22 protein-coding genes and 1 riboswitch are annotated in these 25,001 nt (G+C 66.7%); of the genes, 13 read left to right on the top strand and 9 right to left on the bottom strand.

From position 1 onward, the window contains the following. Window positions 1-10 precede the first annotated feature (10 nt). From ACVT6V_RS21720 to ACVT6V_RS21710, 3 genes are all read left to right on the top strand, one after another. A complete protein-coding gene (locus ACVT6V_RS21720; protein WP_489896174.1) occupies window positions 11-1,102 on the top strand; it encodes a glycerate kinase family protein in 1,092 nt (363 codons plus the stop codon). Window positions 1,103-1,234: 132 nt separating this feature from the next. Further along, window positions 1,235-1,594 carry a HesB/IscA family protein gene (locus tag ACVT6V_RS21715; RefSeq protein ID WP_489896173.1) on the top strand — a complete coding sequence of 120 codons (360 nt, stop codon included), beginning with the start codon at window positions 1,235-1,237 and terminating at the stop codon, window positions 1,592-1,594. 120 nt (window positions 1,595-1,714) lie between these two features. Then, the gene (locus ACVT6V_RS21710; protein ID WP_489896172.1) at window positions 1,715-2,686 is read left to right on the top strand and encodes a carbohydrate kinase family protein; all 972 of its coding nucleotides are present in this window, start codon (window positions 1,715-1,717) and stop codon (window positions 2,684-2,686) included. 343 nt (window positions 2,687-3,029) lie between these two features. On the opposite strand, the gene asnB is transcribed toward ACVT6V_RS21710, so the two are convergent. After that, window positions 3,030-4,955 (bottom strand): asparagine synthase (glutamine-hydrolyzing), encoded by a 1,926-nt coding sequence (gene asnB / locus ACVT6V_RS21705; RefSeq protein ID WP_489900950.1) that lies wholly within the window; start codon window positions 4,953-4,955, stop codon window positions 3,030-3,032. A 363-nt stretch (window positions 4,956-5,318) separates the two neighbouring features. On the opposite strand from asnB, the gene ctaC reads away from it, so the two are divergent. Beyond that, window positions 5,319-6,392, top strand: coding sequence for an aa3-type cytochrome oxidase subunit II (gene ctaC / locus ACVT6V_RS21700; protein ID WP_489900948.1), 1,074 nt, complete (start codon window positions 5,319-5,321; stop codon window positions 6,390-6,392). After that, entirely contained in the window at window positions 6,389-6,805 is a 417-nt protein-coding gene (locus ACVT6V_RS21695; RefSeq protein WP_489896171.1) for a cytochrome c oxidase subunit 4, read from the top strand. The genes ctaC and ACVT6V_RS21695 overlap by 4 nt, the downstream gene beginning before the upstream one ends. 65 nt (window positions 6,806-6,870) lie before the next feature. Here the strand turns inward: ACVT6V_RS21695 and ACVT6V_RS21690 are convergent, their stop codons facing one another. From ACVT6V_RS21690 to ctaE, 5 genes are all read right to left on the bottom strand, one after another. Continuing rightward, entirely contained in the window at window positions 6,871-8,391 is a 1,521-nt protein-coding gene (locus ACVT6V_RS21690) for a bifunctional phosphatase PAP2/diacylglycerol kinase family protein (RefSeq protein WP_489900946.1), read from the bottom strand. Between the two features lie 109 nt (window positions 8,392-8,500). Continuing rightward, window positions 8,501-10,120, bottom strand: a complete 1,620-nt coding sequence (gene qcrB, locus ACVT6V_RS21685; RefSeq protein ID WP_489896170.1) for a cytochrome bc1 complex cytochrome b subunit — start codon at window positions 10,118-10,120, stop codon at window positions 8,501-8,503. Beyond that, window positions 10,117-11,274 (bottom strand): cytochrome bc1 complex Rieske iron-sulfur subunit, encoded by a 1,158-nt coding sequence (qcrA, locus tag ACVT6V_RS21680; RefSeq protein WP_489896169.1) that lies wholly within the window; start codon window positions 11,272-11,274, stop codon window positions 10,117-10,119. The genes qcrB and qcrA overlap by 4 nt, the downstream gene beginning before the upstream one ends. Next, window positions 11,271-12,212: a cytochrome bc1 complex diheme cytochrome c subunit gene (gene qcrC, locus ACVT6V_RS21675; RefSeq protein ID WP_489896168.1), complete on the bottom strand. Its 942-nt coding sequence runs from the start codon at window positions 12,210-12,212 to the stop codon at window positions 11,271-11,273. The genes qcrA and qcrC overlap by 4 nt, the downstream gene beginning before the upstream one ends. A gap of 68 nt (window positions 12,213-12,280) precedes the next feature. Further along, window positions 12,281-12,892 carry an aa3-type cytochrome oxidase subunit III gene (gene ctaE, locus ACVT6V_RS21670; protein WP_489896167.1) on the bottom strand — a complete coding sequence of 204 codons (612 nt, stop codon included), beginning with the start codon at window positions 12,890-12,892 and terminating at the stop codon, window positions 12,281-12,283. A 135-nt stretch (window positions 12,893-13,027) separates the two neighbouring features. On the opposite strand from ctaE, the gene ACVT6V_RS21665 reads away from it, so the two are divergent. Together ACVT6V_RS21665 and trpD are read left to right on the top strand one after the other, a co-directional pair. After that, window positions 13,028-13,537: a hypothetical protein gene (locus ACVT6V_RS21665; RefSeq protein WP_489896166.1), complete on the top strand. Its 510-nt coding sequence runs from the start codon at window positions 13,028-13,030 to the stop codon at window positions 13,535-13,537. Between the two features lie 25 nt (window positions 13,538-13,562). Beyond that, window positions 13,563-14,639: an anthranilate phosphoribosyltransferase gene (trpD, locus tag ACVT6V_RS21660; RefSeq protein ID WP_489896165.1), complete on the top strand. Its 1,077-nt coding sequence runs from the start codon at window positions 13,563-13,565 to the stop codon at window positions 14,637-14,639. A 42-nt stretch (window positions 14,640-14,681) separates the two neighbouring features. Here trpD and ACVT6V_RS21655 read toward each other — a convergent pair whose 3' ends face one another. Beyond that, on the bottom strand, window positions 14,682-14,960 hold the full coding sequence (locus tag ACVT6V_RS21655; RefSeq protein ID WP_489896164.1) for an Lrp/AsnC family transcriptional regulator: 279 nt from the start codon (window positions 14,958-14,960) through the stop codon (window positions 14,682-14,684). A 145-nt stretch (window positions 14,961-15,105) separates the two neighbouring features. Beyond that, window positions 15,106-16,869, bottom strand: a complete 1,764-nt coding sequence (locus ACVT6V_RS21650) for a DEDD exonuclease domain-containing protein (protein WP_489896163.1) — start codon at window positions 16,867-16,869, stop codon at window positions 15,106-15,108. Window positions 16,870-17,449: 580 nt separating this feature from the next. Continuing rightward, window positions 17,450-17,632, top strand: a riboswitch (cyclic di-AMP (ydaO/yuaA leader). A 14-nt stretch (window positions 17,633-17,646) separates the two neighbouring features. On the opposite strand from ACVT6V_RS21650, the gene ACVT6V_RS21645 reads away from it, so the two are divergent. The 4 genes from ACVT6V_RS21645 (at window position 17,647) to ACVT6V_RS21630 (ending at window position 22,208) form a co-directional block, all read left to right on the top strand. Next, entirely contained in the window at window positions 17,647-18,327 is a 681-nt protein-coding gene (locus ACVT6V_RS21645; protein ID WP_489896162.1) for a C40 family peptidase, read from the top strand. Between the two features lie 187 nt (window positions 18,328-18,514). Next, entirely contained in the window at window positions 18,515-19,537 is a 1,023-nt protein-coding gene (locus ACVT6V_RS21640) for a C40 family peptidase (RefSeq protein ID WP_489900944.1), read from the top strand. A 68-nt stretch (window positions 19,538-19,605) separates the two neighbouring features. After that, window positions 19,606-21,090, top strand: coding sequence for a hypothetical protein (locus ACVT6V_RS21635; protein WP_489896161.1), 1,485 nt, complete (start codon window positions 19,606-19,608; stop codon window positions 21,088-21,090). After that, on the top strand, window positions 21,090-22,208 hold the full coding sequence (locus ACVT6V_RS21630) for a glycosyltransferase family 4 protein (protein ID WP_489900943.1): 1,119 nt from the start codon (window positions 21,090-21,092) through the stop codon (window positions 22,206-22,208). The genes ACVT6V_RS21635 and ACVT6V_RS21630 overlap by 1 nt, the downstream gene beginning before the upstream one ends. A gap of 1 nt (window position 22,209) precedes the next feature. Here the strand turns inward: ACVT6V_RS21630 and ACVT6V_RS21625 are convergent, their stop codons facing one another. Continuing rightward, window positions 22,210-24,009, bottom strand: coding sequence for an AMP-dependent synthetase/ligase (locus tag ACVT6V_RS21625; protein ID WP_489896160.1), 1,800 nt, complete (start codon window positions 24,007-24,009; stop codon window positions 22,210-22,212). A 102-nt stretch (window positions 24,010-24,111) separates the two neighbouring features. On the opposite strand from ACVT6V_RS21625, the gene ACVT6V_RS21620 reads away from it, so the two are divergent. Together ACVT6V_RS21620 and ACVT6V_RS21615 are read left to right on the top strand one after the other, a co-directional pair. Then, window positions 24,112-24,558: a hypothetical protein gene (locus ACVT6V_RS21620; RefSeq protein WP_489896159.1), complete on the top strand. Its 447-nt coding sequence runs from the start codon at window positions 24,112-24,114 to the stop codon at window positions 24,556-24,558. Then, window positions 24,558-24,995, top strand: coding sequence for an SRPBCC family protein (locus ACVT6V_RS21615; protein ID WP_489896158.1), 438 nt, complete (start codon window positions 24,558-24,560; stop codon window positions 24,993-24,995). The genes ACVT6V_RS21620 and ACVT6V_RS21615 overlap by 1 nt, the downstream gene beginning before the upstream one ends. Window positions 24,996-25,001: the final 6 nt, after the last annotated feature.

Raw genomic sequence — 25,001 nt, 5'->3', positions numbered from 1 at the left:
TGCAGGCGACATGCGCGTTCTGATCGCGCCGGATTCCTTCGGCGACACGCTGTCGGCGGTCGCGGCGTGCGCCGCCATCGCACGCGGCTGGTCGGTGTCGCGACCGGGCGACGAACTGCGGGCCGCGCCACAATCCGACGGGGGCCCCGGATTCGTCGACGTCCTGGCCTCCCGCTTCGGGGAGAAGCGCACGGCGACGGTGTCCGGTCCGCTCGGTGCCGCGGTCACGGCCTCGTGGTTGTACGACGATCGCGACGCTGCAAGCGTCGCGTACATCGAATGTGCGCAGGCCTGTGGGCTGCATCAGCTGGGCGGTCGGCCGACCCCGCGAACGGCGGTTTCCGCCGACACCACCGGCGTCGGACAGCTCATCGCCGCGGCGCTCGAGGCCGGGGCGTCCACGATCGTCGTCGGGCTCGGGGGATCGGCCACCACCGACGGCGGGCGGGGCATGATCGAGGCGCTCGGCGGCCCGGTCGCCGCCGTCGAACGACTGGCCCCGGTGACGGTCGTGGCGGCATCGGATGTCGAGAACCCGCTGCTCGGTCCGGCGGGCGCCGCTGCGGTGTTCGGTCCCCAGAAAGGGGCCGATCCGTCGACGGTCGATCGGCTCGAGGAGCAGATGGGCGAGTGGTCGACGGTGCTCGGCGAGATGGCCGGGCGTGATGTGTCCGGCGAGGACGGTGCGGGCGCCGCCGGCGGCCTCGGCGCCGCGCTGCTGGCCCTGGGCGGGCGTCGGGTCTCCGGCGCGACCGTGGTCGCAGACGCGACCGATCGGGCCGCCGACGTCGCGTCGTCGGACCTGATCATCACAGGTGAGGGCAAGTTCGATACGCAGACACTGCGCGGCAAGGTGGTCTCCGCGCTCAACGATGCGGCCGCCGCGGCGGGCATCCCGACCCTGGTGTTCGCCGGGCAGGTGGCGCTGACCGCCGACGCGATCGAACAGGCCGGGATCGCCGGCGCGTACGCGATCGTCGATGTCGCGGGTTCGGTCGAACTCGCGATGACCGACGCCGACAACCAGCTGGCCCGGCTGGCGGAGCAGGTCGGGGCCGGGTGGACCGAAACCGAGGCTCCACGCCGCGCGCAGGGTGCATGAGACAACCGTTGGGGTCGGCAGGAATACAGTGGGACGGGGTACCGTTGAATGCAGCACGTGGCCCAGGGGCGGGTAGGAGTCTGACTTCGATCCGTCGACGGTGACCTCGAACCGAGACATACAGGAGTATCGATGACCGTTCAGAACGAGTCCGGAACCACCACCACGACCGGCGTCATTCTGACCGACGCGGCTGCCTCCAAGGCGAAGGCGCTGCTCGACCAGGAGGGGCGCGACGACCTGTCGCTGCGGATCGCGGTGCAGCCGGGCGGATGTGCAGGTCTGCGCTACCAGCTGTTCTTCGACGACCGCAGCCTCGACGGTGACCTCACCGACGACTTCGCCGGCGTGACCCTCGCGGTGGACCGGATGAGCGCGCCCTACGTGGGCGGTGCCACCATCGACTTCGTCGACACCATCGAGAAGCAGGGCTTCACGATCGACAACCCGAACGCCACCGGCAGCTGCGCCTGCGGCGACTCGTTCAACTGAGCCCGACGAACTCACACCACTGACCGCATTCCCCAGCGTGGGGGTGCGGTCAGTGGCGTCTGGGCGCCTGAGTAGCGTGGAATGCTGTCCGACTCCGGCCGACCGAAGGGCGAGCACCGCGTGGCAATCGTTGTCTGTGGCTCCATCGCAACCGACCACCTCATGACCTTTCCGGGGAAATTCTCCGAGCAGTTGCTCGGTGACCACCTCGAGCACATCTCGCTGAGCTTCCTCGTCGAGGATCTCGTGGTCCGTCGAGGCGGTGTCGGGGGCAACATCTGCTACGCGATGGGCGAGCTCGGCGGCAGCCCGCTGCTGGTCGGCTCGGTCGGTGCGGACTTCGACGACTACCGGCAGTGGCTCGAGGCACACGGCGTCGACTGTCGTGCGGTGCGGATCTCGGAGACCCAGCACACCGCACGCTTCATGTGCACGACCGACCAGACGATGGCCCAACTGGCGAGCTTCTATCCGGGCGCGATGAGCGAGGCGCGCGAGATCGCCCTGTCCGATGTGTTCGCGCAGACAGGTACTCCGGACCTGGTGCTCATCGGCGCCGACGACCCCGACGCGATGATTCGGCACACCGAGCAGTGCCGCACGCTCGGCGTCCCGTTCGCGGCCGACCCGTCTCAGCAGCTCGCACGCCTCGACGGGGAACAGACCCGGGCCCTGATCGACGGCGCCGCCTACCTGTTCACCAACGAGTACGAGTGGGGTCTGCTACGGCAGAAGACCGGCCTGTCGGAGGCCCAGGTGGCCGACATGGTCGGGGTCCGCGTGACGACCCTGGGCAAGGACGGCGTCGAGATCATCGACCGCGACGGCACACGAACCCATGTCGCAGTGGTGCCGGAGACCGAGAAGGTCGATCCCACCGGTGTCGGCGACGGCTTCCGCGCCGGCTTCCTGACCGCCCGCGCCAAGGGGCTGGACTTCGAACGCGCCGCGCAGGTCGGTTCGATGGTCGCGGTTCTCGTCCTCGAGACCGTCTCCACCCAGGACTGGACCTGGGACCGCGAGCTCGCCCTCAAACGACTGGCCGACGCCTACGGCGACGCCGCCGCAAGCGAGATCGCCGCGCACCTCTAGCCCCCGCACCGGGCGATGCCAGCCGCACCCGGCGATGCCAGCCGCACCCGAGGCCGCCAACGCCACCAGCACGGAGGTCGAGAGAACCCGAAAATCCGCCGAGAGAACCCAGCCCACCTGCCGAACCGATGCTGTCGGCGAAATTCTGGGTTCTCTCGGCGGATTTTCGGGTTCTCTCGACGCGAAGGGTCTCTCGAGGCCGGACACGGTTCTCTCGACGCGAAGGGTCTCTAGGCGGGGCACGGTTCTCTCGACGCGAAGGGTCTCTCGAGGCCGGACACTCTTCTCTCGACCGCCGTGCTGATGGCGTTGGCGGGCCTCGGAATGCGGCTGGGTGCGGCTGCTATAGGCGCACCGGATAGCTGTGGTCGGTGATGTCGGGCACGATGGTCTTCTCCACGAAGATGCCGTGCCAGACCATGAACGACAGCAGGGTCCACAGGCGGCGACTGTTGTCGACGAGGCCTTGGCGGTGCTCGTTGAGCATCTCGACGATCGCGTTCTTGTTGAGGATGTGATCGGTCTGCGAGCGTTCGATGGTCTCGTGCGCCCAGTCGAACATCTCGGTCCCGGCCAGCCAGTGACGGATGGGTACGGGGAAACCGAGTTTCTTCCGGTGCAGCACGTGGGGTGGCACGATCTGCTCCAACGCCTGTCGTAGGGCGTACTTGGTGGTGCCGTGGGAGATCTTCTCGTCGTAGGGCAGTGCCTCGGCGATCCTGAAGACCTCAGGGTCGAGGAACGGTACCCGCAGCTCCAGCGAATTGGCCATCGTCATCTTGTCGGCCTTGACGAGGATGTCGCCGCGCAACCAGGTGAACAGGTCGATGTGCTGCATCCGGGCGACGGGATCGAGACCCTCGGACATCGCATAAATCGGCGCGGTGACGTCGGTGTGCGTCCATTCGGGCCGGTAGTCGCGCAGGACGGCCCGCAACCGCGCGTCGTCGAAGCTGCGTGCGTTGCCGTAGTAGCGCTCCTCGAGTGTCAACGACCCCCGGTGCAGCAGACTCTTGCCGCGGGTGCCCTCCGGGATGCGGTCGGAGACACGGCCGGCGAGGCGGCGCAACGCGGCGGGCAGTCGGTCGAAGGTGCTCAGCGACAACGGCTCCTTGTAGATCGTGTACCCGCCGAACAGTTCGTCGGCACCCTCTCCCGAGAGCACCACCTTGACGTGTTTGCGGGCTTCGGCGGCGACGAAATAGAGCGGAACCAGGGCCGGGTCGGCGACGGGATCGTCCAGGTACCAGACGATCTCCGGGATGGCGTCGATGAACTCGCGCGGACTGACGACCTTGACGATGTGCCGGGCGCCGATCGCTTCGGCCGACTCGACGGCGACATCGACCTCGGAATAGCCCTCGCGCTCGAATCCGGTCGTGAAGGTGATCAGGTCGGGGTTGTGCTGGATCGCCAACGCGGCGATGGCGGTGGAGTCGATGCCCCCGGACAGGAACGACCCGACGGTGACGTCGGCGCGCATGTGCTTGGCCACCGAATCCGACAACACCTCGGCGATCTCGTCGTACCGCGCCTGTCGCGATCCGTCGGTGAAGGGCCGCACCGAGAACCGGGGGGTGAAGTACCGCTGGATCTGCGGTGCCCCACCGGGTCGGATCGTCGCGTGGCATCCGGACTCCAGACGCCGGATCGATGCGTGCAGCGTCTCCGGCTCGGGCACGTACTGCAACACCGTGTAGTGCTCGATCGCCCGCGGGTCGAGCTCATCGCCGAGGCCGAGGCGGCCGGTCAGCTCCAGCAGGCTCTTCTTCTCGCTGCCGAACGCCGACCCGCCGGGGCCGGTGGCCAGGAACATCGGCTTGATCCCGAACGGATCGCGAGCCAGGAACAGCGAGCGGTTCTCGGTGTCCCAGATCGCGAACGCGAACATGCCGCGAAGGCGACGCACCGCGTCGGGTCCCCAATGGTGGAACGCGGCGACGATGGCCTCACCGTCGCCCTCGGTGGCGAACCGGGCGCCCTCGTCACGCGCGAGTTCCTCCCGGATCTCCAGGTAGTTGTAGATCTCACCGTTGAACACCAGCGCATAGCGGTCCGGCTGCTCGTCCGGGCCCCATCGCAGCGGCTGGTGCGAGTGCTCGATGTCGATGATGGACAGCCGGTTGAAACCGAGCACGAGATCGGCGTCATGCCACGTGCCGGGCTCGTCGGGTCCGCGGTGACGCATGCAGTGGGAGGCTTCCGACACCAGTTCGACGGCGGAGTCCGCCGATCCGTCGGAGGTCAGCAGACCGAGCAAACCACACACCAGACAGGCCCTCACATATCGACGTTTCCACGCGCTTCTGACGCGTCGAGTATGCCTGACGAACGGTGATGGCAACGGGTGCGGTCCGCATGCGGTCATGTGGCCCCGGGTGGCCGACGCACGCAGGCAAACCCCAATCACGAAACGTTCGCCGGGTTGGTCTACGCTGCGTAGTACTAGGTGCAAGAATTGCCTTGGCGCCGGGTGAGATTTCGCTCGGAACCGGCGATGAATGCCCTGTGCGGGTCATGTGACATGGCAACTCGGTCCACATGCGTGTCGGAACCGAGCGAGCGGGAAGGCGTGAAATTGGCACACGGTGGACGGCCGCGGGCGAGAGCAGCCCGTTCCGCATCGCGGACGATCAAGCAGGTCGGTGCACTCGTCGCACTCGGTATCGGTGCGCTGCTCCTGTCGGGCTGTGATGCCCGCACAGCGATGCGATTCGGATGGCCCGCGGGTGTGACCCCGGAGGCCAAGAAGATGGGCGACCTGTGGACCTGGTCGGTCATCGCCGCCCTGTTGATGGGCATCCTGGTGTGGGCCTTGATCTTCTGGTCCATCACCTTCCATCGGCACAAGGCCGGGAAGGACGAGTTCCCGCGGCAGACGGCATACAACGTGCCGCTCGAACTCAGCTACACGGCGATCCCGTTCGTGATCATCGCGGTGCTGTTCTACTTCACGGTCGTGGTGCAGAACGACGTCGAGAGCAAGACCTCGGATCCCAAGGTCACCGTCGATGTCACCGCCTTCCAGTGGAACTGGAAGTTCGGTTACCGCGACGTCGTCTTCACCGACGGTGCGAACTACAACGGCTTCGAGCGGTCCGGAAGCCCCTTCGAACTCCAGGCCCGCAACATGGCCAACGAGGACGGCGAAGAGGTGCCGGAGCCGGGCCCGGCCAACGGTCGCGATGACGATGTCCGCGATTACCTGAAGTTCAACAAGATCGAGACCGTCGGATCCTCGACGGAGATCCCGATCCTGGTGCTGCCGACCGGCAAGCGCATCGAGTTCGACATCGCGTCCGCCGACGTCATCCACTCGTTCTGGGTGCCCGAGTTCCTCTTCAAGCGTGACGTCATGCCGTTCCCGAAGCAGAACCACACCGACAACGTCTTCCAGATCTCGAGCATCGACCGCCAAGGAGCCTTCGTCGGACGATGCGCGGAGATGTGCGGAACCTTCCACTCGATGATGAACTTCGAGGTCCGGGCGGTCAGTCCGCAGAAGTTCGACGCGTACATCCGCTACCGCGACGAGAACCCGTTGGCCACCAACGCGCAGGCACTCGAGGCGATCTGCGAGGTACCGCACTCGGTGACGACCGTTCCGTTCGACACGCGCCGCGCCACGTCGGGTAACACCCCCAAGGATCTGGGCAACGCCTCGGACACGAACCTGCAGGGCTGCACGGTGGGAGCAAACGGATGAAAATCGAAGCCAGGATCTTCGAACTGCTGACCGGATTCTTCTTCCTCGCCGGTATCGCGTACACCATCTGTACGGCGTTCTCGAGCAAGGGTGTCGAGTGGGTGGGCGTGACCGGCATGTTCTTCAGCGCCGGTCTGACCCTGATCGCCGGCACGTACTTCCGATTCGTCGCACGCCGCGTGGAGATCCGTCCCGAGGACTACGAGGATGCCGAGATCGAGGACGGCGCCGGAGAGCTGGGCTTCTTCAGCCCGCATTCCTGGTGGCCGATCCTGGTCGCCGGCGGCGCGGCGATGTTCGGCATCGGCTTCGCCACCGGTAACTTCTGGTTCGCCATCTTCGCTGCTGTCGTGATCATCGGCACCGCTGCGGGCCTCGTGTTCGAGTATCACGTGGGACCGGAGAAGCACTAGGCCGGAGCACCGGACCGCAGCGCGACCACCAGCGGCCGCACCCGATTCGGGTGCGGCCGCTCTGGTCACTTCGGGGGAGTCGGCGCATAGACCGGCAACGCGCGGTACCCGACCCGGAACGTCGCCTTCTCGTAGGATTCGCCGATCTCTCCGTCGTGTGCGACATCGACGGGCTCGTCCACCGCGGAGAACGAGAACTCCGGAACGTGCAGCTCGTGATACAGCGGCGAGCGTTCGAGACGTCCGGTGATCAACGCGGCGAGCATGCGTAGCAGGGCGAATCGATGTCCGACCTCGAGGATGCGGACGTCCAGCAGACCGTCATCGAGCCGGATGCGCCGTGACGGGGCGAAACCCGACGGACGGTAGAGCGAGTTGCCGAGCAGGAACAACGAGGTCTCGATGACCTCGCCGTTCACCCGGATGCGCACGGGTCGGGTATGTCGCAGGGTCGACGTCAGCGCGAAGGCTGTCGCGAAGGGCCGGCTCAGCTTGTGCTCCAACTTCGTACGCGTCCGGACGAAATGCGGGTAGGCGCCGATGCTGGCGGTGTTCAGCACCAGGGTGTCCTCGTTGAGTCGAGCGACGTCGATGGCGAACACCCGGCCGTCCACGATGGCGGACACGGTGTCGGCCACGGACGTGATGCGTAGATCCTGTGCGAAGTGGTTGTACGTCCCGCCGGGCAGCACGGCGAGCGGGACGTCGGCGTCCAGGGCGATCTGCGCCGCGGTGGCGACCGTTCCGTCGCCGCCGCCGACGGTGAGCACGTCAGCGCGCTGCGCCGCCTGGCGCAGCAGTTCCTCGATGTCGTCGTCCGGCCCGACCTCCACGATCTCGGCGTCGGGGAGCGACTTGGTGAACTCATCGAGCACCCGGCGGCCGTTGCCGGAACCCGATGCGGGATTCACGACGGCGACCACTCCCTCGCCGCGAGGCCGCGGCGTTGCCGGGACGCGGGTGGGGGAGGGGACCGCAATGCTGTGCTTGGTGATGGGAGGGACCAGGCGCCCTCCGATCACCGCGATCGTCGCGCCGATCCCGAAGCCCGCCAGCACATCACCGGGGTAATGCGCACCGGTGGCGACTCGGGACAGACCGACCAGACCGGCGAGGCCCCCGAGCACCAGACCGGTCGGGGCATGCTCGAGACCGACACCCATGGCGAACGCGGCGGCACTCGCCGAATGGCCCGACGGCAGTGAGTTGGATGTCGGCGAGCGGCGGCCGCGGCGTTCGACGGGCACCAACGACGAGGTCGGCCGTGGCCGGTTACGGATCCGTTTGGCCGCCTGATTGGTGACCAGGCTGGTGACTGCGAGCGTCGCGACGCCGCGCGCGGCACCACGTTGTGCCGCCGGTCGCCCGGTGAGCGCCATTCCGGCGGCGATCGCGAACCACAGCTTGGAGTGGTCGGCCGCCCGGGTCAGGCGCGGCATGAGCGCGTCCAGAGCCGGGGATTCCGATCGCGCAATCGTCTCGAAGATCTCTCCGTCGAGAGTGCCGAGACCCCGGGTGATCTGGCGTAAACCGGCGGAGTCCCAGATGGATTCGGATGCGGTGCGGGATCGTCGGCGAGGTCTCATCACGTCTCGATCCTAGTGGCCCGCCGGATGCCGGTCGCGGGGCCATGAACGCCATCGACCGCCGTGCTCCGGCACGGCGGTCGATGGATGTATCTCGCGGAAGTCCCGGTCAGTCCAGGGCATTCCCGTCTTTGGCCTGCAACTCCCGCAGAGCCTTCTGCTCGGCCCTCTCGGCCTCGTGTTCTCGCTCGATGTTGCGCACCTGCTGCTCCGGCGGATCCTCGAGAAGGATCGAACCGGTACCCGGTGCGCCGGCGGAGCCGAGTTTGTTCATACGTTTCGGCAAGGCCGCGCCTTCGTAGGGCAGCGGGATCGGGTGACCGTGGTCGTCGACCGGGCCGAGTGGCTGGTGCACCTCGATGTACTCACCCTGCGGCAGGCGCCTGATGAGACCGGTCTCGATACCGTGGGCGAGGACCTGGCGGTCGCTACGCTGCAGGGCCAACGCCCACCGATAGGCGATGAAGTAGGCCAGCGGCGGCACGATGATCAGTCCGATCCGGCCCATCCACGTCGTCGCGTTCAGCGAGATGTGGAACTTCAAGGCGATGATGTCGTTCATACAGGACAGCGTCAGGATGATGTAGAACGACAGTGCCATGGCGCCGATCGCGGTCCGCACGGGGACGTCACGCGGACGCTGCAGCAGGTTGTGATGCGCGTCGTCGCCGGTCAGACGTTTCTCGATCCACGGGTAGGAGAACATGCCGGCGAACATCAACGTGATGATCACGACAACCCAGAAGATGGCCGGGATCGTGTAGTTGCCCAGGTAGAGCTCCCAGGCCGGCATGAGTCGGGCCAGACCGTCGGTCCACATCATGTAGATGTCCGGCTGGGAGCCGGCCGAGACGTGTGCCGGGTTGTACGGTCCGAGCACCCAGACCGGGTTGATCTGGAAGACGCCGGCCATGATCGCCAGGACACCGGTGGTGATGGCGAAGAATGCGCCCGACTTGACCGCGAACACCGGCAGGATGCGGACACCGACGACGTTCTTCTCGGTGCGACCGGGGCCGGGGAACTGGGTGTGCTTCTGATACCAGACCAGTGCCAGGTGAGCACCGATCAACGCCAGGATGATGCCCGGGAACAGCAGCACGTGCATCACGTACAGGCGTGGGATGATGATGTCGCCGGGGAACTGACCGCCGAACAGTGCCCAGTGAATCCAGGTACCGATCAGCGGGATGCCGAGGACGATGCCGCTCATCGCGGCGCGGACGCCGGTGCCCGACAGTAGGTCGTCGGGGAGCGAGTAGCCGAAGAAGCCCTCGAACATCGCCAGGATGAGCAGCAGGCAGCCGATGATCCAGTTGGCCTCGCGCGGACGGCGGAACGCACCGGTGAAGAAGATGCGCGCCATGTGGACGATGATCGACGCCGCGAACAGCAGGGCCGCCCAGTGGTGGACCTGTCGCACGAACAGACCGCCGCGCACCTCGAACGAGATGTTCAGCGTGGTCTCGTAGGCCCGCGTCATCATCACGCCGTTGAGCGGCTGGTAGGCGCCGTCGTAGACGACCTCACTCATCGACGGATCGAAGAACAGGGTCAGGTACACGCCGGAGATCAGCAGGATGATGAAGCTGTAGAGCGCGATCTCACCCAGCAGGAACGACCAGTGGGTGGGGAACACCTTGTTGATCTGCCGCCGGATTCCCGGAGCCATGTGGTAACGCGAGTCGACCTCTTCGGCCTGCGTCGCGAGACGGTCGGCGATGGTCATGATCTACGCTCCCAAAATGCCGGTCCGACGGGTTCGATGTAGTCGCCTGCGGCAACCATGTATCCCTGATTGTTCACCGTGATGGGCAGCTGCGCCAGTGCCCGCGCGGCCGGGCCGAACACCGGCTTCGCGTACTCGAGCGCATCGAACTGCGACTGGTGACACGGGCAGAGGATGCGATTGGTCTGCTGTTCGAACAGAGACGTCGGGCATCCGAGGTGGCTGCAGACCTTCGTGTAGGCGAAATAGTCGCCGTAGTTGAAGCTCTCCTGGCCCTTGCGCTTGATGGCGCGAGCCGCGTCCTCGGGACGCAGACGGATCAGCATCACCGGGTTGCTCACGTAGCGCAGACCCTCGAGGAGCTTGTGCCGCGACTCCTCGGTCTCGCCGTAACCGTCGGAGACGCGCCACGGGAAGACGGTCTCCATGGCGCCGGCGTCGAGGTCCTCCGGGCGGACCAGGGCGACCTGGTACGGGTTACCCGTGTCGCGCCGCAGGAAGATGGTCTCGTTCGGATCGCTGGCCGGGTTGTAGATCGGTGACCAGCCGGTGTGCCACAGAGGGGCGTCGTCGCCCTTGGCCCACGGGTTCTTGATGATGCCGCCGAGGCCGGCGACCAGGCCGGTGAAGGCGAACGCACCGAGGCCGAAGGCGGCCGAACCGATGATCATCTTGCGGCGCGGCAGCGTCGACGTCGTCAGCGAGTTGTCGAGCTCGGCGGCGATGGTCTTCTTGTCGACCTCGGAGGAACCGCCATCATGGCGGTCCTGCACCGAGATCTCCGCGGGGATGAACTTCTTGGTGAAGATCACCATGCCGATACCAATGGACAGCACCGACAGTCCGAACGTCACACCCAGCAGGGGGGTGTTGAGGGTGTAGCGCCAGTAGTCCAGCGAATCCGGGAGGGCGAACTCCCAGTGATTCCAGATGAAGATGATGAAGCACGCCACCGCCGAGATCCCGGCAATGGTGAACCAGGCCGCGACCTGACGTTCCGCGCGTTTCTCGACGCCGCTGCCTGGCTCGGGGAACCGCTCGGCCCGGTGGATGATCTCCACCCCGTCGAGGTTGGTGCCGAGCTTGACCAGCTCCTCGTGACTCATCTGGTCGAGTTCGTCCTTCGACGGGTCGTTACCGCCGGTTGCACTCATGTCCGTGATCCCATCCACATTGCGGCGGCGACGATCGCCACAACTCCGACAACCCACATCACCATGCCCTCGCTGACGGGACCGAAGCCCCCCAGGCCCAGTCCGCCCTGCGGCTTGGATTCGGTGACGTACTTGATGAAGCCGATGATGTCCTTCTTCTCGTCGAGCGAGAGCTGACGGTTGGAGAACTTCGGCATGTTCTGCGGCCCGGTGAGCATCGCCGTGTAGATCTGCTGCTCCTCGACGCCGTCGAGCGCCGGGGCGAACTTGCCCGACGAGAGGGCGCCGCCGCGACCCGTGAAGTTGTGGCACGAGGCGCAGTTGAGCCGGAACAGTTCACTGCCGCGACCGAGGTTCTTCCCCCGTAGCGACTCCTGGGCCAGAACGGGGAGACCGTCCTCCATCTTCACCGAGCCATCCGCATTGCGTTCGTAGATGACCTGCGGGCCGCCACCTTCGGACTGCACATAGGCGCCGAGCTGATCGATCTGTGCCTTGGTGAACTTGGGGGGCTTGCGCAGAGCCTGCGCTTCGCCGCGGGCGGCGGGCATGCGGCCGGTGGAGACCTGGAAGTAGACCGCGGCGTCACCGACACCGAGCAGGGACGGTCCACGGTCGGCCACACCCTGCAGGTTCGCGCCGTGGCAGGTGATGCACGAGGTCTCGTAGAGCTTCTTGCCGTCGGCGATCAGCGCGGCATTGGACTCGTCGGCGACGGCGACCTGGGGCTTGGGGGTCAGGACCGACGCCAGCACCCCGGCGGTGAGGAGTCCGACGAACAGCAGCAGTGCGCCGCTGGCGCGGCGACGGAGCTTGCGCCGAGACTTGGCCTTGCGTGCCGATGAGGAGGCCTTGGTCGACTCGGCCACACCCGCGCCGGGTGTGCTGTCGGCGTCCACGTCGTCGCTATCCGACGGTCGCGGTGGAGATGAACTCATCTGTGACTCTCTACTAAGCGGACGGACTGTTGTGTGGTTGTGCTGCTCTCAGGCGGCCGTCGAGGCCACTACCTGATGAAGTAGATCGTTACGAAGAGGCCGATCCAGACGATGTCGACGAAGTGCCAGTAGTACGACACCACGATGGCGGCCGTGGCCTGTGCAGGTGTGAACTTCGAGAGTTTGGTGCGGATCAGCAGGAAGATGAACGCGACGAGTCCGCCGATCACGTGCATGCCGTGGAAACCGGTGGCCATGTAGAACACCGAACCGTATGCGCTCGACGAGAGCGTCGTGCCCTCGTGGACCAGGTGGTAGTACTCGTAGGCCTGACCGGCGACGAAGAACGACCCCATCAGGAACGTCAGCACGTACCAGCGGCGCAGACCGAAGACGTCGCCGCGCTCCGCGGCGAACACACCCATCTGGCAGGTCACCGAGGACAGGATCAGCACCGTGGTCACGGGTATCGCCAGAGCGAGGTTCAGCTCGGTCGGCTCGGGTGGCCAACCGATGGTCGCATTGGCACGCGCGACGAAGTACATCGCGAAAAGTCCAGCGAAAAACATGAGCTCACTGGACAGCCACACAATGGTGCCGACGCTGACCATGTTGGGCCGGTTCAGCGAGTGCACGCGCGCGGTGATGGCTGTTCCTGAGGTACCTACAGCGCTAGTCACAAAATGAAGTATGACGGTTCGTAGTAAGCCCTGACCACTTGGGTCTCCAAATTGCTCGAAGGTTTTCTCCCGGCCCAGGTAGTGGCCTCGTGAATGCGGTCGTCGGCGTGTCCCACGGCATGGTTTGCTGGGTCTGTGGACGGCGATCGAGATGCGCCGCCGAGGGTCGCCTCGCCCCGGCGTGATCTGAACGGGCGCCCGGTGATCCCGGGCCGGTGGGAACGATTGCGCGCGAAACTGAGGACCGGCCGAGCAGACGCCGGTCTGGCGGGTGTCGACGCCGCAGATCTCGTCGTCGTCGCGGAGTCAGATGACGACGCGGTGGCGTCCTCGGCGGTGCTCGACGCGGCCACCTGGCGGCCCGACGACGAAGTGGTGCTCCGTCATGTGCTGCGGCTCGCCGCGGATCGTGTGGACGAGGCCGCGCGGATCGCCGGACTCGACGGGTACGAGAGGCTCGACGCCGCCGACGCCGGCGACGTTTCGGACGACCCGGACACGGTTGTGCTCGTGCTGGCCCGACGACAACTTCTCGACGCGCTGCACCTGTCGCAGGAACGGTCCCGGATGGCCGGCCTCGGTGCGCGCCACGGTGGCACCGTGACCAGATGGCAGGTCCTGCAACGACCGGTGGCGCGCGGCTGACGCCGTCCCCACTACTGTTTGCACTGTGAGCAGCACGGACCCTTCCGCGTACACCTGGCCGCAGATTCTCGGGCGCGTCACCGACGGGATCGACCTGACCGTCGAGGAGGCCTCCTGGGCGATGAACGAGATCATGAGCGACGCCGCGACCGGTGCGCAGATCGCCGCGTTCGGCGTCGGCGTGAAGATGAAGGGGGCGGCGTCGGCGGAGTTGCGCGGGCTGGCGTCGGCGATGCTCGAGCACGCCACGCTCGTCGAGATCTCCCGGCCGGCGGTGGACGTCGTGGGTACGGGCGGCGATCGTTCGCACACCGTGAACATCTCCACGATGACCTCCGTGGTCATCGCCGCCGCCGGGATCCCGGTGGTCAAGCACGGCAATCGTGCGGCGTCGTCGAAGAGCGGCGGTGCCGACGTGCTCGAGGCGCTCGGGGTGTCGATCGGCCTGGGCGCCGCGGATGTGGCGCGGTGTGTCGACGAGGTCGGGATCGGCTTCTGTTTCGCGCCGGTGTTCCATCCGGCCTTCCGGTTCACCGGTCCGCCCCGCAGTCAGATCGGCATCCCCACCGTCTTCAATGTGCTGGGTCCGCTGACCAATCCGGCACGACCCCGTGCGGGTCTCATCGGATGCGCATTCGTGGATCTCGCACCGGTGCTGGCGCAGTCGTTCGCCGAGCGGGGGAGTTCGGTGCTGGTTGTCCGCGGCGATGACGGGCTCGACGAGCTGACCACGACCACCACCTCGACGGTGTGGCAGGTGGTCGACGGCGACGTGCACCGGCTCACGCTCGATCCCGCAGATCTGGGCGTCGGTCGAGTGCAGCTGGCCGCGCTCCAGGGCGGGGACGCGACGGTGAACGCGGCGATCGCTCGCGACCTCTTCGCAGGCACACGCGGACCGGTGCGCGATGCGGTCCTGCTCAACGCCGCAGGAGCCATTGTCGCGTTCGAACAGCAGGCTTCGATGTCGGGAGCCGAGCTGACCGATGCCATGGGCGCGGCGATGGAGCGCGCGGCCGCCGCGATCGACAGCGGCGAGGCGACACGCGTGCTCGACCGCTGGGCGACGCTCAGTTCGGAGTTGTCCGCAGCGGCCCGCTGATCATCGCGCGGCTCGGCCGGCCGACGATCGGCGGGCGCGCGATCATTGCTCGCCGATGGAGAAGCCGCCCTCGACATCGGAACTGGAGTAGCTGCGAAATGCGATGTGCGTGGCGCTGCGGTTCACGCCGGGCAATCGGTTGATCTTGTCGGTGACCACGTCGGCGATCTGCTCATGATCGCGCACCTTGATCTTCGCGATCAGATCCACATCGCCGGCACAGGAGTACACCTCGGAGACGCCGGGGATGTCGGCCACGGCCTGCGCGGTCTCCGGGATCTGGTGGACGTCGGCGTGGATCAGGACGATGGCGGTGATCATGGTTGACACAGTAATGCGCGCCGCCGGACGTCTGTGCGCGGTGCGTGCCGGGCGCGTGCGACCGCGGGCGGTGGCCGCGGGGGTCGGTGCGGTCGGCGGGAGGGTGGGCTCGGTGAGGTCCGGGTCGGATCACTCTCGCAGGAGGTCACCCGGCGCGCCGGGGCGCCTCTCGGGCGGCACGCGCCGTCTGCGACCACGCCGACCATCGCTCGGCGCAGGCGCCGGGTAGCGCGAACGGTTCGGTGGTGGTGACGATCCGGGTACGGGGCGCGGTGACCCAGCGGTACAGAAGGCCGGCCTCCTCGGGTGGCGCCCCCCGCAGCGGGCCGGCGTCGGGTACGACCGTCTGGGCAGCGGAAATCAGCGTGTCCACCACGGGCATGGGCGGGATGCCCCGGCGGGCGACACCCGCACTGGCCAGGCGGCCGTATCGGATCACCGCCAGTTCCCATCCCCGATCATCGTCGGGGTGCGCCACCACCAGCTCGGCGATCGAACACAGCGCGCCGAGGCGCTGACACCGCGCGAGGGCGTCGATCGTCTCCGACACGCGGTCCCGGTGGCGCGCGGCACTCTCGAACATGTGAGCCTCGGACAGTCGCGCGAGTCGCTCGGTCAGTGTGATGAGGGGGGCATCCGAGTCGCCGGACAGCAGATCGCGTGTGGTGGACACGCGCGGCAGGTAGTCGGGCAGTGTCAGTGGACGGTCGGACGCGGCGTGACATCCACCGATGCGTGGGCCGCCGGCCGCCTCGGAACGGCACCAATGGTGTGATGCGGATCCCAATCGTGTTGTGCAGCTGCGCAATCCCGTGGCCTGGGAGATCAGTTCAGCGATGGTGGTGGCAGATGTGCGATTTCCGATCGGCCCGATGCAGTCCTCGGTGGGTGTCCGGGAGACCTTGAGGCGCGGAAAGCGCTCGGCGGTCAGCACGACCCACCAGCCGCGGTGCGGTTGGGTCGAGCGGCGGTTGTAGGCAGGAGCATGGGCGGCCAGAAGCCGCAGTTCGCGGACGCCGGCTTCGAGGGCGTGGGCGCACTCCACGTGGTCGACACGCGTCGCCAGGTTCACCATCTCGCCGATGCGTCGGCGGGGGTCGTTTCCGGTGAAGTACGACATCACCCGACGCCGCAGGTTGACCGTGGTGCCCACGTAGAGCACCTCATCGGACGGCCCGCGGAACATGTAGACGCCTGGGAGTGACGGAAGATCCTGCGCCAGAGCGCGTTTGGCGCGCAGGCGCGTCGTCCGGCGCGGAAGGTACGCGGTGAGCTCGCCATAGGTCGACACGCCCTGGTTGCCGACGCGCTCGAGCAGGCGATGAAAGACCTCGACGGTGGCCCGTGCGTCGTCGAGGGCTCGGTGCGTGGGGCGGACCGTGACGTCGAACAGGTCCGCGAGTGCGGACAGCCGGACCGTGGGCGCCTCGTCGCGGCTCAGGATCCGGCGGGCCATGGTGACCGTGCAGAGGCTGATGTCGAAGGGCCAGTCGATTCCGAGTCGCGCCGCGTTCTGCCGCAGAAAGCCCATGTCGAACCGCGCGTTGTGGGCCACGAGGATCGAACCGCGGGCGAACTCCACGAAGGACATGAGGACCTCGCCGATCGCCGGTGCGTCACTGACCATGGCCTCGGTGATGCCGGTGAGGGTGACGATCTTGGGCGGGATGGGGCAGCCGGGGTCGACGAGAGTGGCGAACTCACCGAGCACCTCACCGCCGCGGATCTTCACGGCCCCGATCTCGGTGATGCGGTCTGCGGTGGCGCTGCCACCGGTCGTCTCGAGGTCGACCACGACCAACGTGGTGTCGAACAGCGAGCGATCCGAGAAGTCGTCGCCGTCGTCGAGGTCCGCGAAGGTGAGTTGTCCGCCGGTCCCGGCCGATGAGTGCACCACGGTTGCGAACATTAGTTCGACGTAACGACAGATTCGGATGTGACAGGCGGGGAGGGTGTGATTTCACCCGTTGTCGGTGTCGCCCGGCCGGATCTGTCGGTGCGGGTTCCTACTCTCCTTCACATGTGACGCATGGCGCTGATCGTCCGGTTTGACGGCCGTCGACATGCCCACCGACTCAAATGAGATGGAGATCACACATGTACGTAGACTGCCAGACCTGCCCGGTCCGTCCGGTCGCCTGCGACGGGTGCATGATGCAGGTGCTGTTCGACCCTCCCAACTGCGAAAACCCCACCGGTGAAGGTGGAGGAAAGGTCACGGAAACGGCGGCCTCCGCCGACGCTGCGATCGACGCCGCGATCGATGTTTTCGTCTCCGCTGCAATGGTCACCAGAGACTCTGCAGTATCTGCAAGAAAAGGTAAAACTGCAGTTCAGAGTGGCGTTTCTGAGCGTCGTCTCCGGATATTGCGGGCTGGGTGAGTCGGACTCGGATTTCGGGGCCCCGAGGGTCGGTGGACAGACCCGCATCCGATTTCGTAACCTTTCCGAGACCTTTCAGAGCGTCCCGCTCCAACAGGAGTGGTCTGGACAGGTCACCGCTCAATCGCCCTCTGGGCGAACCGGGGAACCATCAGTTTTCGGAGCGATCCGAATTGGGGTGAATCGCGCATGCCCGGCGACGTGTCACGCGTCGTCGAGTCTGCCGTGTAGGGCCATTCTTCCGGCCCGAACCCGACAGCTAACTCGGTAGGCGGTCGAAGGGAGAGCAAGGAGAAGTCGCTTCGTGGCCAAACATCGTTTGGAGCAGCCCAACCGCGGCAGCAAGGTAGCCAAGCGCGCGGTCGTCGCAGGGTCGATCACCGTCGGCTCGCTGGCAGCTGTCGCCGGCCCGGCGCTCGCAGCGCCCGTGCAAATGCCGAACCTCGGCAGTTTCGAGCTTCCTGGGGTCGATACCAAGCAGGTCCCCCAGCAACCCAAGGCCACGCCGGCGGCCAAGTCGCCCGGCGCCAGCGTCGAGATCCCGAATCTCGGCACCTTCACCGTGCCCGGCCTCAACGGTGATCAGATCCCGCAGCAGTTCCGGCCCAAGGGTGGTGGCGGCCTGCTCGGCGCCCAGCCCACCGCGGCGCAGAAGGCCGTCCGGGTCGCCGAGAGCAAGATCGGCTCACCGTATTCATACGGTTCCGCCGGCCCGAACGCTTTCGACTGCTCGGGCCTCGTCTACTACTCGTACAAGCAGGCCGGTAAGACCATTCCGCGCGACAGCTACGGACAGCTGGGCGGCGGACGTCCGGTGGCATCGATCGCGCAGGCCAAGCCCGGCGACGTGCTGATCTTCAACGGGGGCGGGCACGCGGGCCTCTACGTCGGTAACGGGACCTTCGTGCACGCGTCGACCTACGGTGTGCCGGTGAAGAAGGACAAGGTGAGCAACTGGTCGGTCACCGGGATACGACGCTACTGAGCATCGGCCACGATGTGAGCTTTGTTGGGCGGACCGCGCGAACTGCGTGGTCCGCCCAACCAGATCACCAGGGCCCTCGATGATCCGACACGGTCATCGGGCCTGGTGCCGGGGGGTTATCGGTGGAGGAGAAGTGACAAGCGTGGTAGCCGGATGGTCGCCCGCACGCAAGCGGTCCGTGCCGGCGATGCTCGCGGCCGCGGTGATGGTCTCGATCTTGTCGCTGTGTCAACTGGTCTCGGCGGGCGGGGCGGGTGATGCCTCGGCCGCGCCGGTTCGCACACCGGACCAGTTGCTGACGCAGTACAAGAAACTCAGCGACGCCGCCGAGCAGTCGGCCGAGGCGATGCACAATGCCAAGATCGAGTACGACAAACAGCGTGCCATCGTGGCAGATGCGAAGAAGGCGTCCGCTGAGGCAGATCGAAACCTGACGTCCACCGAGCAGCGCCTGGAGAGCTATCAGGACCGTGTCGACTCGGTGGTCCGCGCCAGTTACAAGGGTGCGCGGGTCAACCGGCTCTACGCGGTGCTGGTGAGTGACTCGCCGCAGTCGTTGCTCGACCAGATGTCCGGCCTCGAGCTGATCTCCCGCCAGGCGGCGCACGATCTGCAGGGTCTGAAAGACGCGCGCCGCACGACGCTGGCGGCGAAGGCGGCCGCCGACAAGACCGCAGCCGATGCCACAACCGCGGTGGCTGCCGCGGAGAAGACCCGTGGGGAACTCCAGGCCAAGCAGGCCAACCTCCAGCTGCAGGCGATCCAGATCCGAGCCGTGTACGAGTCGATGACCGGCAAGCAGCTCGCCGCGCTGCGGGGACCCAAGTTCGATTTCGACCCTCGCTTCATCCCGAAGGGCACCTCGCCCGAACTCGTCGCCGTCCAGGCGGCGCTGACCCGCATCGGTGATCCCTACGTATGGGGTGCGACGGGCCCGAACTCCTTCGACTGCTCGGGCCTGATGGTCTGGGCCTACCGTCAGGCAGGCAAGACCCTGCCACGTTCGAGCGAAGCCCAGATGGGTGCCGGCCGACCGGTCGACCGCAAGGACCTGCAGCCGGGCGACCTCATCATCTATTACCCGACCGCACATCACGTCGGCATGTACGTCGGCGACGGGTATGTGATCCACGCATCCACGTTCGGTGTGCCGGTGAAGGTCGTCCCGATCGATGATGCCGGACCGTACAACACCGCCCGCCGGTACTGAGTGACGCTTCGCATGGGCGCGTACGGGTGATCGGCGCCGACGTACCCCGCCGAATGTGGACCGCGCCGATGTCGATCGGCCTCGCTGTACTCGTGGCGGCGGGGACGGCCGGCTGTACGGATGCGCAGACCGCGGTCAGTCCATCGAGCAGCACGACGACTGCGGTCAACGTCTTCGAAGAGCAACGCGCGGCCGGGGTGCAGAGCACTCTCGATGACCTGAGTGCCGCGATCCTTGCCGGTGACGGGGCGCGCCTGGCCCCACTCATCGATCCGGCGGCGTCACCGGCCTTTCGCGCTCGCCTGCAGGTCGCGGCAGCCGATTTCTCCGGCCGCGTCGTGCACGCCGAGACAGCGGCGAGCAGGTCGGCCGCGCCGACCGCCGAGTCGTCGGCGTCACGTTCGGCTGCGTCACGTTCGGCTGCGTCACGTTCGGCTGCGTCACGGCCGCCTGCATCGCCGTCATCGCCTGCGCCGGTTCCGCCACGCGGCACGGCGCTGCGACTCAAGGAGTTTCGCTACGAGATCGCGCCCACCAACGAGGCCGAGGTTCTTGTTCCGCCCGCTCTGCAGGGGCGATTGGACGCACAGGGCAGCTCGGACTCCTGGGTGGCGCCGGTGGAGCTGCATTATGCGCTCGGTGGTGCCACGACGCCGGGCGTTGACGAACCCGACATCATGGTGGATCTGCAACTCGTGATGGCGCGGTATGGCGACGACTGGAAGGTCGTCGGGGATTCCACAGCGATCGGCGGTACCGCGCCACCCACCCAGATGTGGGATCTGCCCGGACTCGCCGCCTCCGATGTCCACACCGGCGGCGGCACGTCGGTCATCACGTCCTACGCCGGCACCGATTCCGAGGTTGCCAAGGTGCGCCGGTTGCTGCCCGGCGCTGTGGCCTCGGTCACCGACTTCTGGGGGGATGACTGGCCTCAGCGGGCAGTGGTGGTCGCCACGCAGACGCCGGAGCAGTTCCGTCTCCTGTCGGGGAGTGCCGGCACCGACGTCACCGGGGCTGCCGCGGCAACCGTCTTCACACGCGTGGACACCGATGCCCGCGAAGCGGTCGGGCAGCGCGTGATCCTGACCCCGAGCTCGGCTGACCTCCCGGAACCTGCACTCGGGGTGGTGTTACGTCACGAACTGACCCACGTCGCGGCGCGGGTCAGCACGTCGCCCGGCGCCCCCTTGTGGATCACCGAGGGAGTGCCCGAGTACGTCGGTCGCAAGGGCACCTACGTGCGTTTCGACGATGCGGCACCGAATCTGGCCACGCGGATCCGCGCGGGTGAGGTTCCGGCCGACCTGCCCGAGGATCGGGACTTCGCCGTGGACTCCGACGAGGCGCTGGTGGCGTATCAGTCCGCGTGGTCGATCGCCCGGTATGTGGCGGGTCGCTTCGGCGACGACAAACTCAAGGCACTGTACCTGGGTGTCGCCGGCACCGATGACCGGCGGCGGCAGGATCAGGCCGTGTCCGATGCACTGGGCGTGTCACGCGTCCAGCTGGTCAGCTCATGGCGCCGATGGTTGACTGCTCAGGAGCGATGATGCATCGGACGCTGTTGATCACCAACGATTTCCCGCCCCGCCCGGGCGGAATACAGTCCTACCTGCAGAACCTGATCGACCTGCTGCCGCCGGAGGACGTGGTCGTATACGCGCCACGGTGGCGTGGCCACGAGGAATTCGACGCACAGCAGCCGTACATCGTGGTACGGCACCCGACAACCCTGATGCTGCCGACCCCGCTGGTCGCGCGTCGGGCGGCCAAGATCATACGGTCTCATGGCATCTCGACCGTCTGGTTCGGCGCTGCGGCCCCTCTCGCGACGCTCGCGCCCGCGGTTCGTCGGGCCGGTGCACGACGCGTGGTCGCGAGTACCCACGGCCACGAGGTCGGATGGTCGATGTTGCCGGTGGCGCGGCAGGTCCTCACCTTCATCGGTGGCCACGCCGATGTGGTCACCTTCGTCAGTCGGTACACCCGCGGACGGTTCGCCGCGGCGTTCGGTGCGCAGGCGGCGCTCGAATACCTGCCCCCGGGCGTGGACGCTTCCCGGTTCGCGCCGGATCCTCAGGCGCGTCAACGCGTTCGGCAGCAGCTCGGTCTCGGTGACCGGCCGACCGTGCTCTGCCTGTCGAGATTGGTGCCCCGTAAGGGACAGGACGTGTTGATCCGTGCATTGCCGCTGATCCGCCGGGAGATCGGTGACGTGGCACTCGTGATCGTCGGCGGGGGACCGCATGCGGCCGCTCTGCGGGACCTGGCCGATGAATGCGGTATGTCCGAACACGTCTGGTTCACGGGCTCGGTCCCGTCGGCCGAGCTACCGGCCTACCACAACGTCGCCGACGTCTTCGCCATGCCGGCCAGGACGCGGGGCGGCGGACTCGACGTCGAAGGCCTCGGCATCGTCTACCTCGAGGCGTCGGCCACGGGTGTGCCGGTGGTCGCGGGGAACTCGGGTGGAGCCCCGGAGACCGTGGTCGAAGGGGTCACCGGAACCGTCGTCGATGGCACCGACATCGACGCCGTCGCGATGGCGATCACCGCGATCCTCGCGGACCCGGCCGCCGCAGCGGAGATGGGTGCGCGCGGACGTGAGCACGTGCTCGAGACGTGGCAGTGGCGGTTCATCGCCGCCCGGTTGCGACAGCTGCTGTGAGCTACTTGGCGTAGATCGCGTCGATGTCGTCAGAGAACTTGTCCACCACCACATTCCGCTTCACCTTGAGAGTCGGGGTCATCTCTCCGGTCTCCTCGGTGAAGTCGTCGGGCAGGATACGGAACTTCTTGATCGCCTCCGCATGCGAGACGGTCTGGTTGGCGGCGTCGACAGCGTCCTGAACCTCGGCCCGCAGGTCGGGGTCGTCGCTCAGCTCGCCGACGGTGGCATCGGCGGGTTTGCCGTTGCGTTCCTTCCACGCGGGGAACGTCTCGGGATCGATCGTGACAAGTGCGGCGATGAACGGCTTCATGTCGCCGATCACCAGGGCCTGGGAGACGAGTGCGTTGGCGCGGATGACGTCTTCGAGCCCGGCGGGTGACACATTCTTGCCTCCGGCGGTCACGATCAGTTCCTTCTTGCGGCCGGTGATGGTGATGAAGCCGTCGTCGTCCACGTTTCCGAGGTCGCCGGTGTGGAACCAGCCATCCTCCAACGCAGCCGCCGTCGCCTCCTCGTTATGCCAGTACCCGCCGAACACCAAGCCGCCGGACAACATCACCTCGCCATCCTCGGCGACCCGAACACTGTTGCCGGGCAGCGGCTTCCCCACCGTGCCGACTTTGACCTCGCCCGGGGTGTTGACGCTGAAGGCGGCGGTCGTCTCGGTCAGTCCATATCCCTCGTACACCGGTACGCCGATCCCTCGGAAGAAGTGGCCCAGGCGCGCCCCGAGTGGCGCGCCGCCGGAGATCGCCGCCTCGCACCGGCCTCCGAGCGCGGCCCGCAACTTGCCGTAGACCAGCCGATCGAACAGTGCGTGCTTGAGTTTGAGGATCGGCCCGACCGATCCCCGTTCGGTCGCCGAGGAGTAGTCGATGGCGACATCGACGGCGATGTCGAAGATTTTTCCCTTGCCGTCGTCGTGGGCTTTCTGGCGTGCGCTGTTGTACACCTTCTCGAAGACCCGTGGCACCGAGAGAATCATCGACGGCGCGAACGTCGCGAACTCGTCGACGAGGGTCCGGGTGTCGGCATGGTGCCCGACCTCGACGCCGGACTCGATGGCGACCAGTGTGATCGCACGTGCGAGCACGTGTGCCAGCGGCAGGAACATCAACAGTCGCTTGTCGGGCCCGAGCAGGGTGGTCATGGTGCTCTGTCGCACTCCCTCGATCTCGGAGAGCATGTTCGCGTGGGTCAGTTCGCAGCCTTTGGGGCGGCCCGTCGTGCCGGACGTGTAGATCAGGGTCGCCGGGTCGGCCGAATGAACCGTTGATCGGCGTTTGAGGACCTCGTCGTCCTGTATCTCCGCGCCCGCCTTCTCGAGTCGGGCGATGGCACCGTCACCGTCGGCGACGTCGATCTGGAACACCCGGACCGACCCGAGACCATCGATCCCGTCGAAGATCTCGCGGTGGCCGGCGTCCTCCACGATGATCGTGCTCGCATCGGAGTCCGCCATGATCCATTCGATCTGGGGGCCCGAGGACGAGTCGTAGATGGGGACCGTGATCGCGCCGGCGGACCAGATCGCGAAGTCGATGAGATTCCACTCGAGACGCGTCCGCGACAGCAGCGCGACGCGGTCGCCGGGTGCGACGCCCTCGGCGATCAGTCCCTTCGCTATCGCAGTGATCCGGGCCGCGGCGTCGGCGGCGGTGACCGGCGTCCAGTCCGAGCCCACCTTGAGTCGGAACACCACCTTGGCCGGCTCGGACTCGGCGATGCGGAAGATGATGTCGGTGCAGTTCGCATTCTCCGGGATGGAGAACCGAGCCGGGACACTGAACTCACTCATCGATGTACCTTTCGCCGACGATTCACTTCAGCGATGGTAGTCCCGGCTCCGTCGGCGAATGTGCGGTCCCACGAGGTGTCTGTCCCGAGATCGCCCGAGTATGTGAAGCTAGTGATCGTGACGAGCATTCAGGTGGCCGATGAGACCTTCGTCGCCGCTGCACCGTCCTTGGTGGCGGAGGTTGTCGGTGACCAGGCCAGTTGGCGACGCTGGTGGCCAGATCTGCGTCTGCGCGTGACCGAGGACCGAGGCGCGCAGGGTGTGCGGTGGAAGGTCGACGGCGCGGTGACGGGCACCATGGAGATCTGGTGTGAGCCGGTCATGGACGGATTCGTCCTGCACTATTTTCTGCACGCCGAGCCCCGGGGCGCGTTGCCCGACGACGCGCGTGCCAGGGCGACAGCGCTGGCGGCTGCGAACCGGGACCGACGTGCAGCCGGAAAACTGATGTCCTTCGAGGTGAAGGAGCGTCTCGAGTCGGGTCGGCGGGTCGGTGGTCCCGCGATCATCGACGAGGACGCCCAGACCACGGATCAGGCGGTGCGATGATGGCAGACCACACCGAGCAGTCGATCGTGATCAATGCGGACGCCGCGGACATCATGGCCGTGATCGCCGACTTCGAGCATTACCCCGCATGGGTGACCGCCGCACGCGAGGTCGAGGTCACCGAGACCGGGGACGATGGCCACCCCAGTGAGGTCCGCTTCGTTTTGGACGCGGGTGTGCTCCAGGACACCTACGTCCTGGCCTACGAGTGGGATCGCGACGGCCGGGCGGTGTCGTGGCGTCTGGTGAGCAGCGACCTGCAACGCGACCAGCGGGGCCGATACGTTCTCTCGCAGCAGGTTCCGGGGTCGACGAAAGTGACCTACGAATTGATGGTGGATCTGCTCGTGCCGATGATCGGCCAGTTGAAGCGTCGCGCCGAGAAGGCGATCACCGAGACCGCGCTCAACGACTTGAAGAAGAGGGTCGAAGGCTGATCGATC

The sequence above is a fragment of the Gordonia sp. LMA167 genome, assembly GCF_058130025.1.
The sequence above is the reverse complement of the archived record's forward strand: the minus strand, read 5'-3'. Positions and strand labels throughout refer to the sequence as shown.

Bases quoted from the DNA above. Each gene is read 5' to 3' on its own strand.
- qcrB (WP_489896170.1), bottom strand. From the start codon at position 10,120: ATGACCATCGCCGACCGTCTCGCGACGCAGGCCGAAGAGGTCGACTCG.
- ACVT6V_RS21695 (WP_489896171.1), top strand. From the start codon at position 6,389: ATGAAAATCGAAGCCAGGATCTTCGAACTGCTGACCGGATTCTTCTTC.
- qcrC (WP_489896168.1), bottom strand. From the start codon at position 12,212: ATGAGTTCATCTCCACCGCGACCGTCGGATAGCGACGACGTGGACGCC.
- ACVT6V_RS21690 (WP_489900946.1), bottom strand. From the start codon at position 8,391: ATGAGACCTCGCCGACGATCCCGCACCGCATCCGAATCCATCTGGGAC.
- ACVT6V_RS21720 (WP_489896174.1), top strand. From the start codon at position 11: ATGCGCGTTCTGATCGCGCCGGATTCCTTCGGCGACACGCTGTCGGCG.
- ACVT6V_RS21625 (WP_489896160.1), bottom strand. From the start codon at position 24,009: ATGAGTGAGTTCAGTGTCCCGGCTCGGTTCTCCATCCCGGAGAATGCG.
- ACVT6V_RS21655 (WP_489896164.1), bottom strand. From the start codon at position 14,960: ATGATCACCGCCATCGTCCTGATCCACGCCGACGTCCACCAGATCCCG.
- ACVT6V_RS21630 (WP_489900943.1), top strand. From the start codon at position 21,090: ATGCATCGGACGCTGTTGATCACCAACGATTTCCCGCCCCGCCCGGGC.
- ACVT6V_RS21640 (WP_489900944.1), top strand. From the start codon at position 18,515: ATGCTCGCGGCCGCGGTGATGGTCTCGATCTTGTCGCTGTGTCAACTG.
- ACVT6V_RS21650 (WP_489896163.1), bottom strand. From the start codon at position 16,869: ATGTTCGCAACCGTGGTGCACTCATCGGCCGGGACCGGCGGACAACTC.
- ACVT6V_RS21635 (WP_489896161.1), top strand. From the start codon at position 19,606: ATGTCGATCGGCCTCGCTGTACTCGTGGCGGCGGGGACGGCCGGCTGT.
- ACVT6V_RS21615 (WP_489896158.1), top strand. From the start codon at position 24,558: ATGGCAGACCACACCGAGCAGTCGATCGTGATCAATGCGGACGCCGCG.
- ACVT6V_RS21715 (WP_489896173.1), top strand. From the start codon at position 1,235: ATGACCGTTCAGAACGAGTCCGGAACCACCACCACGACCGGCGTCATT.
- qcrA (WP_489896169.1), bottom strand. From the start codon at position 11,274: ATGAGTGCAACCGGCGGTAACGACCCGTCGAAGGACGAACTCGACCAG.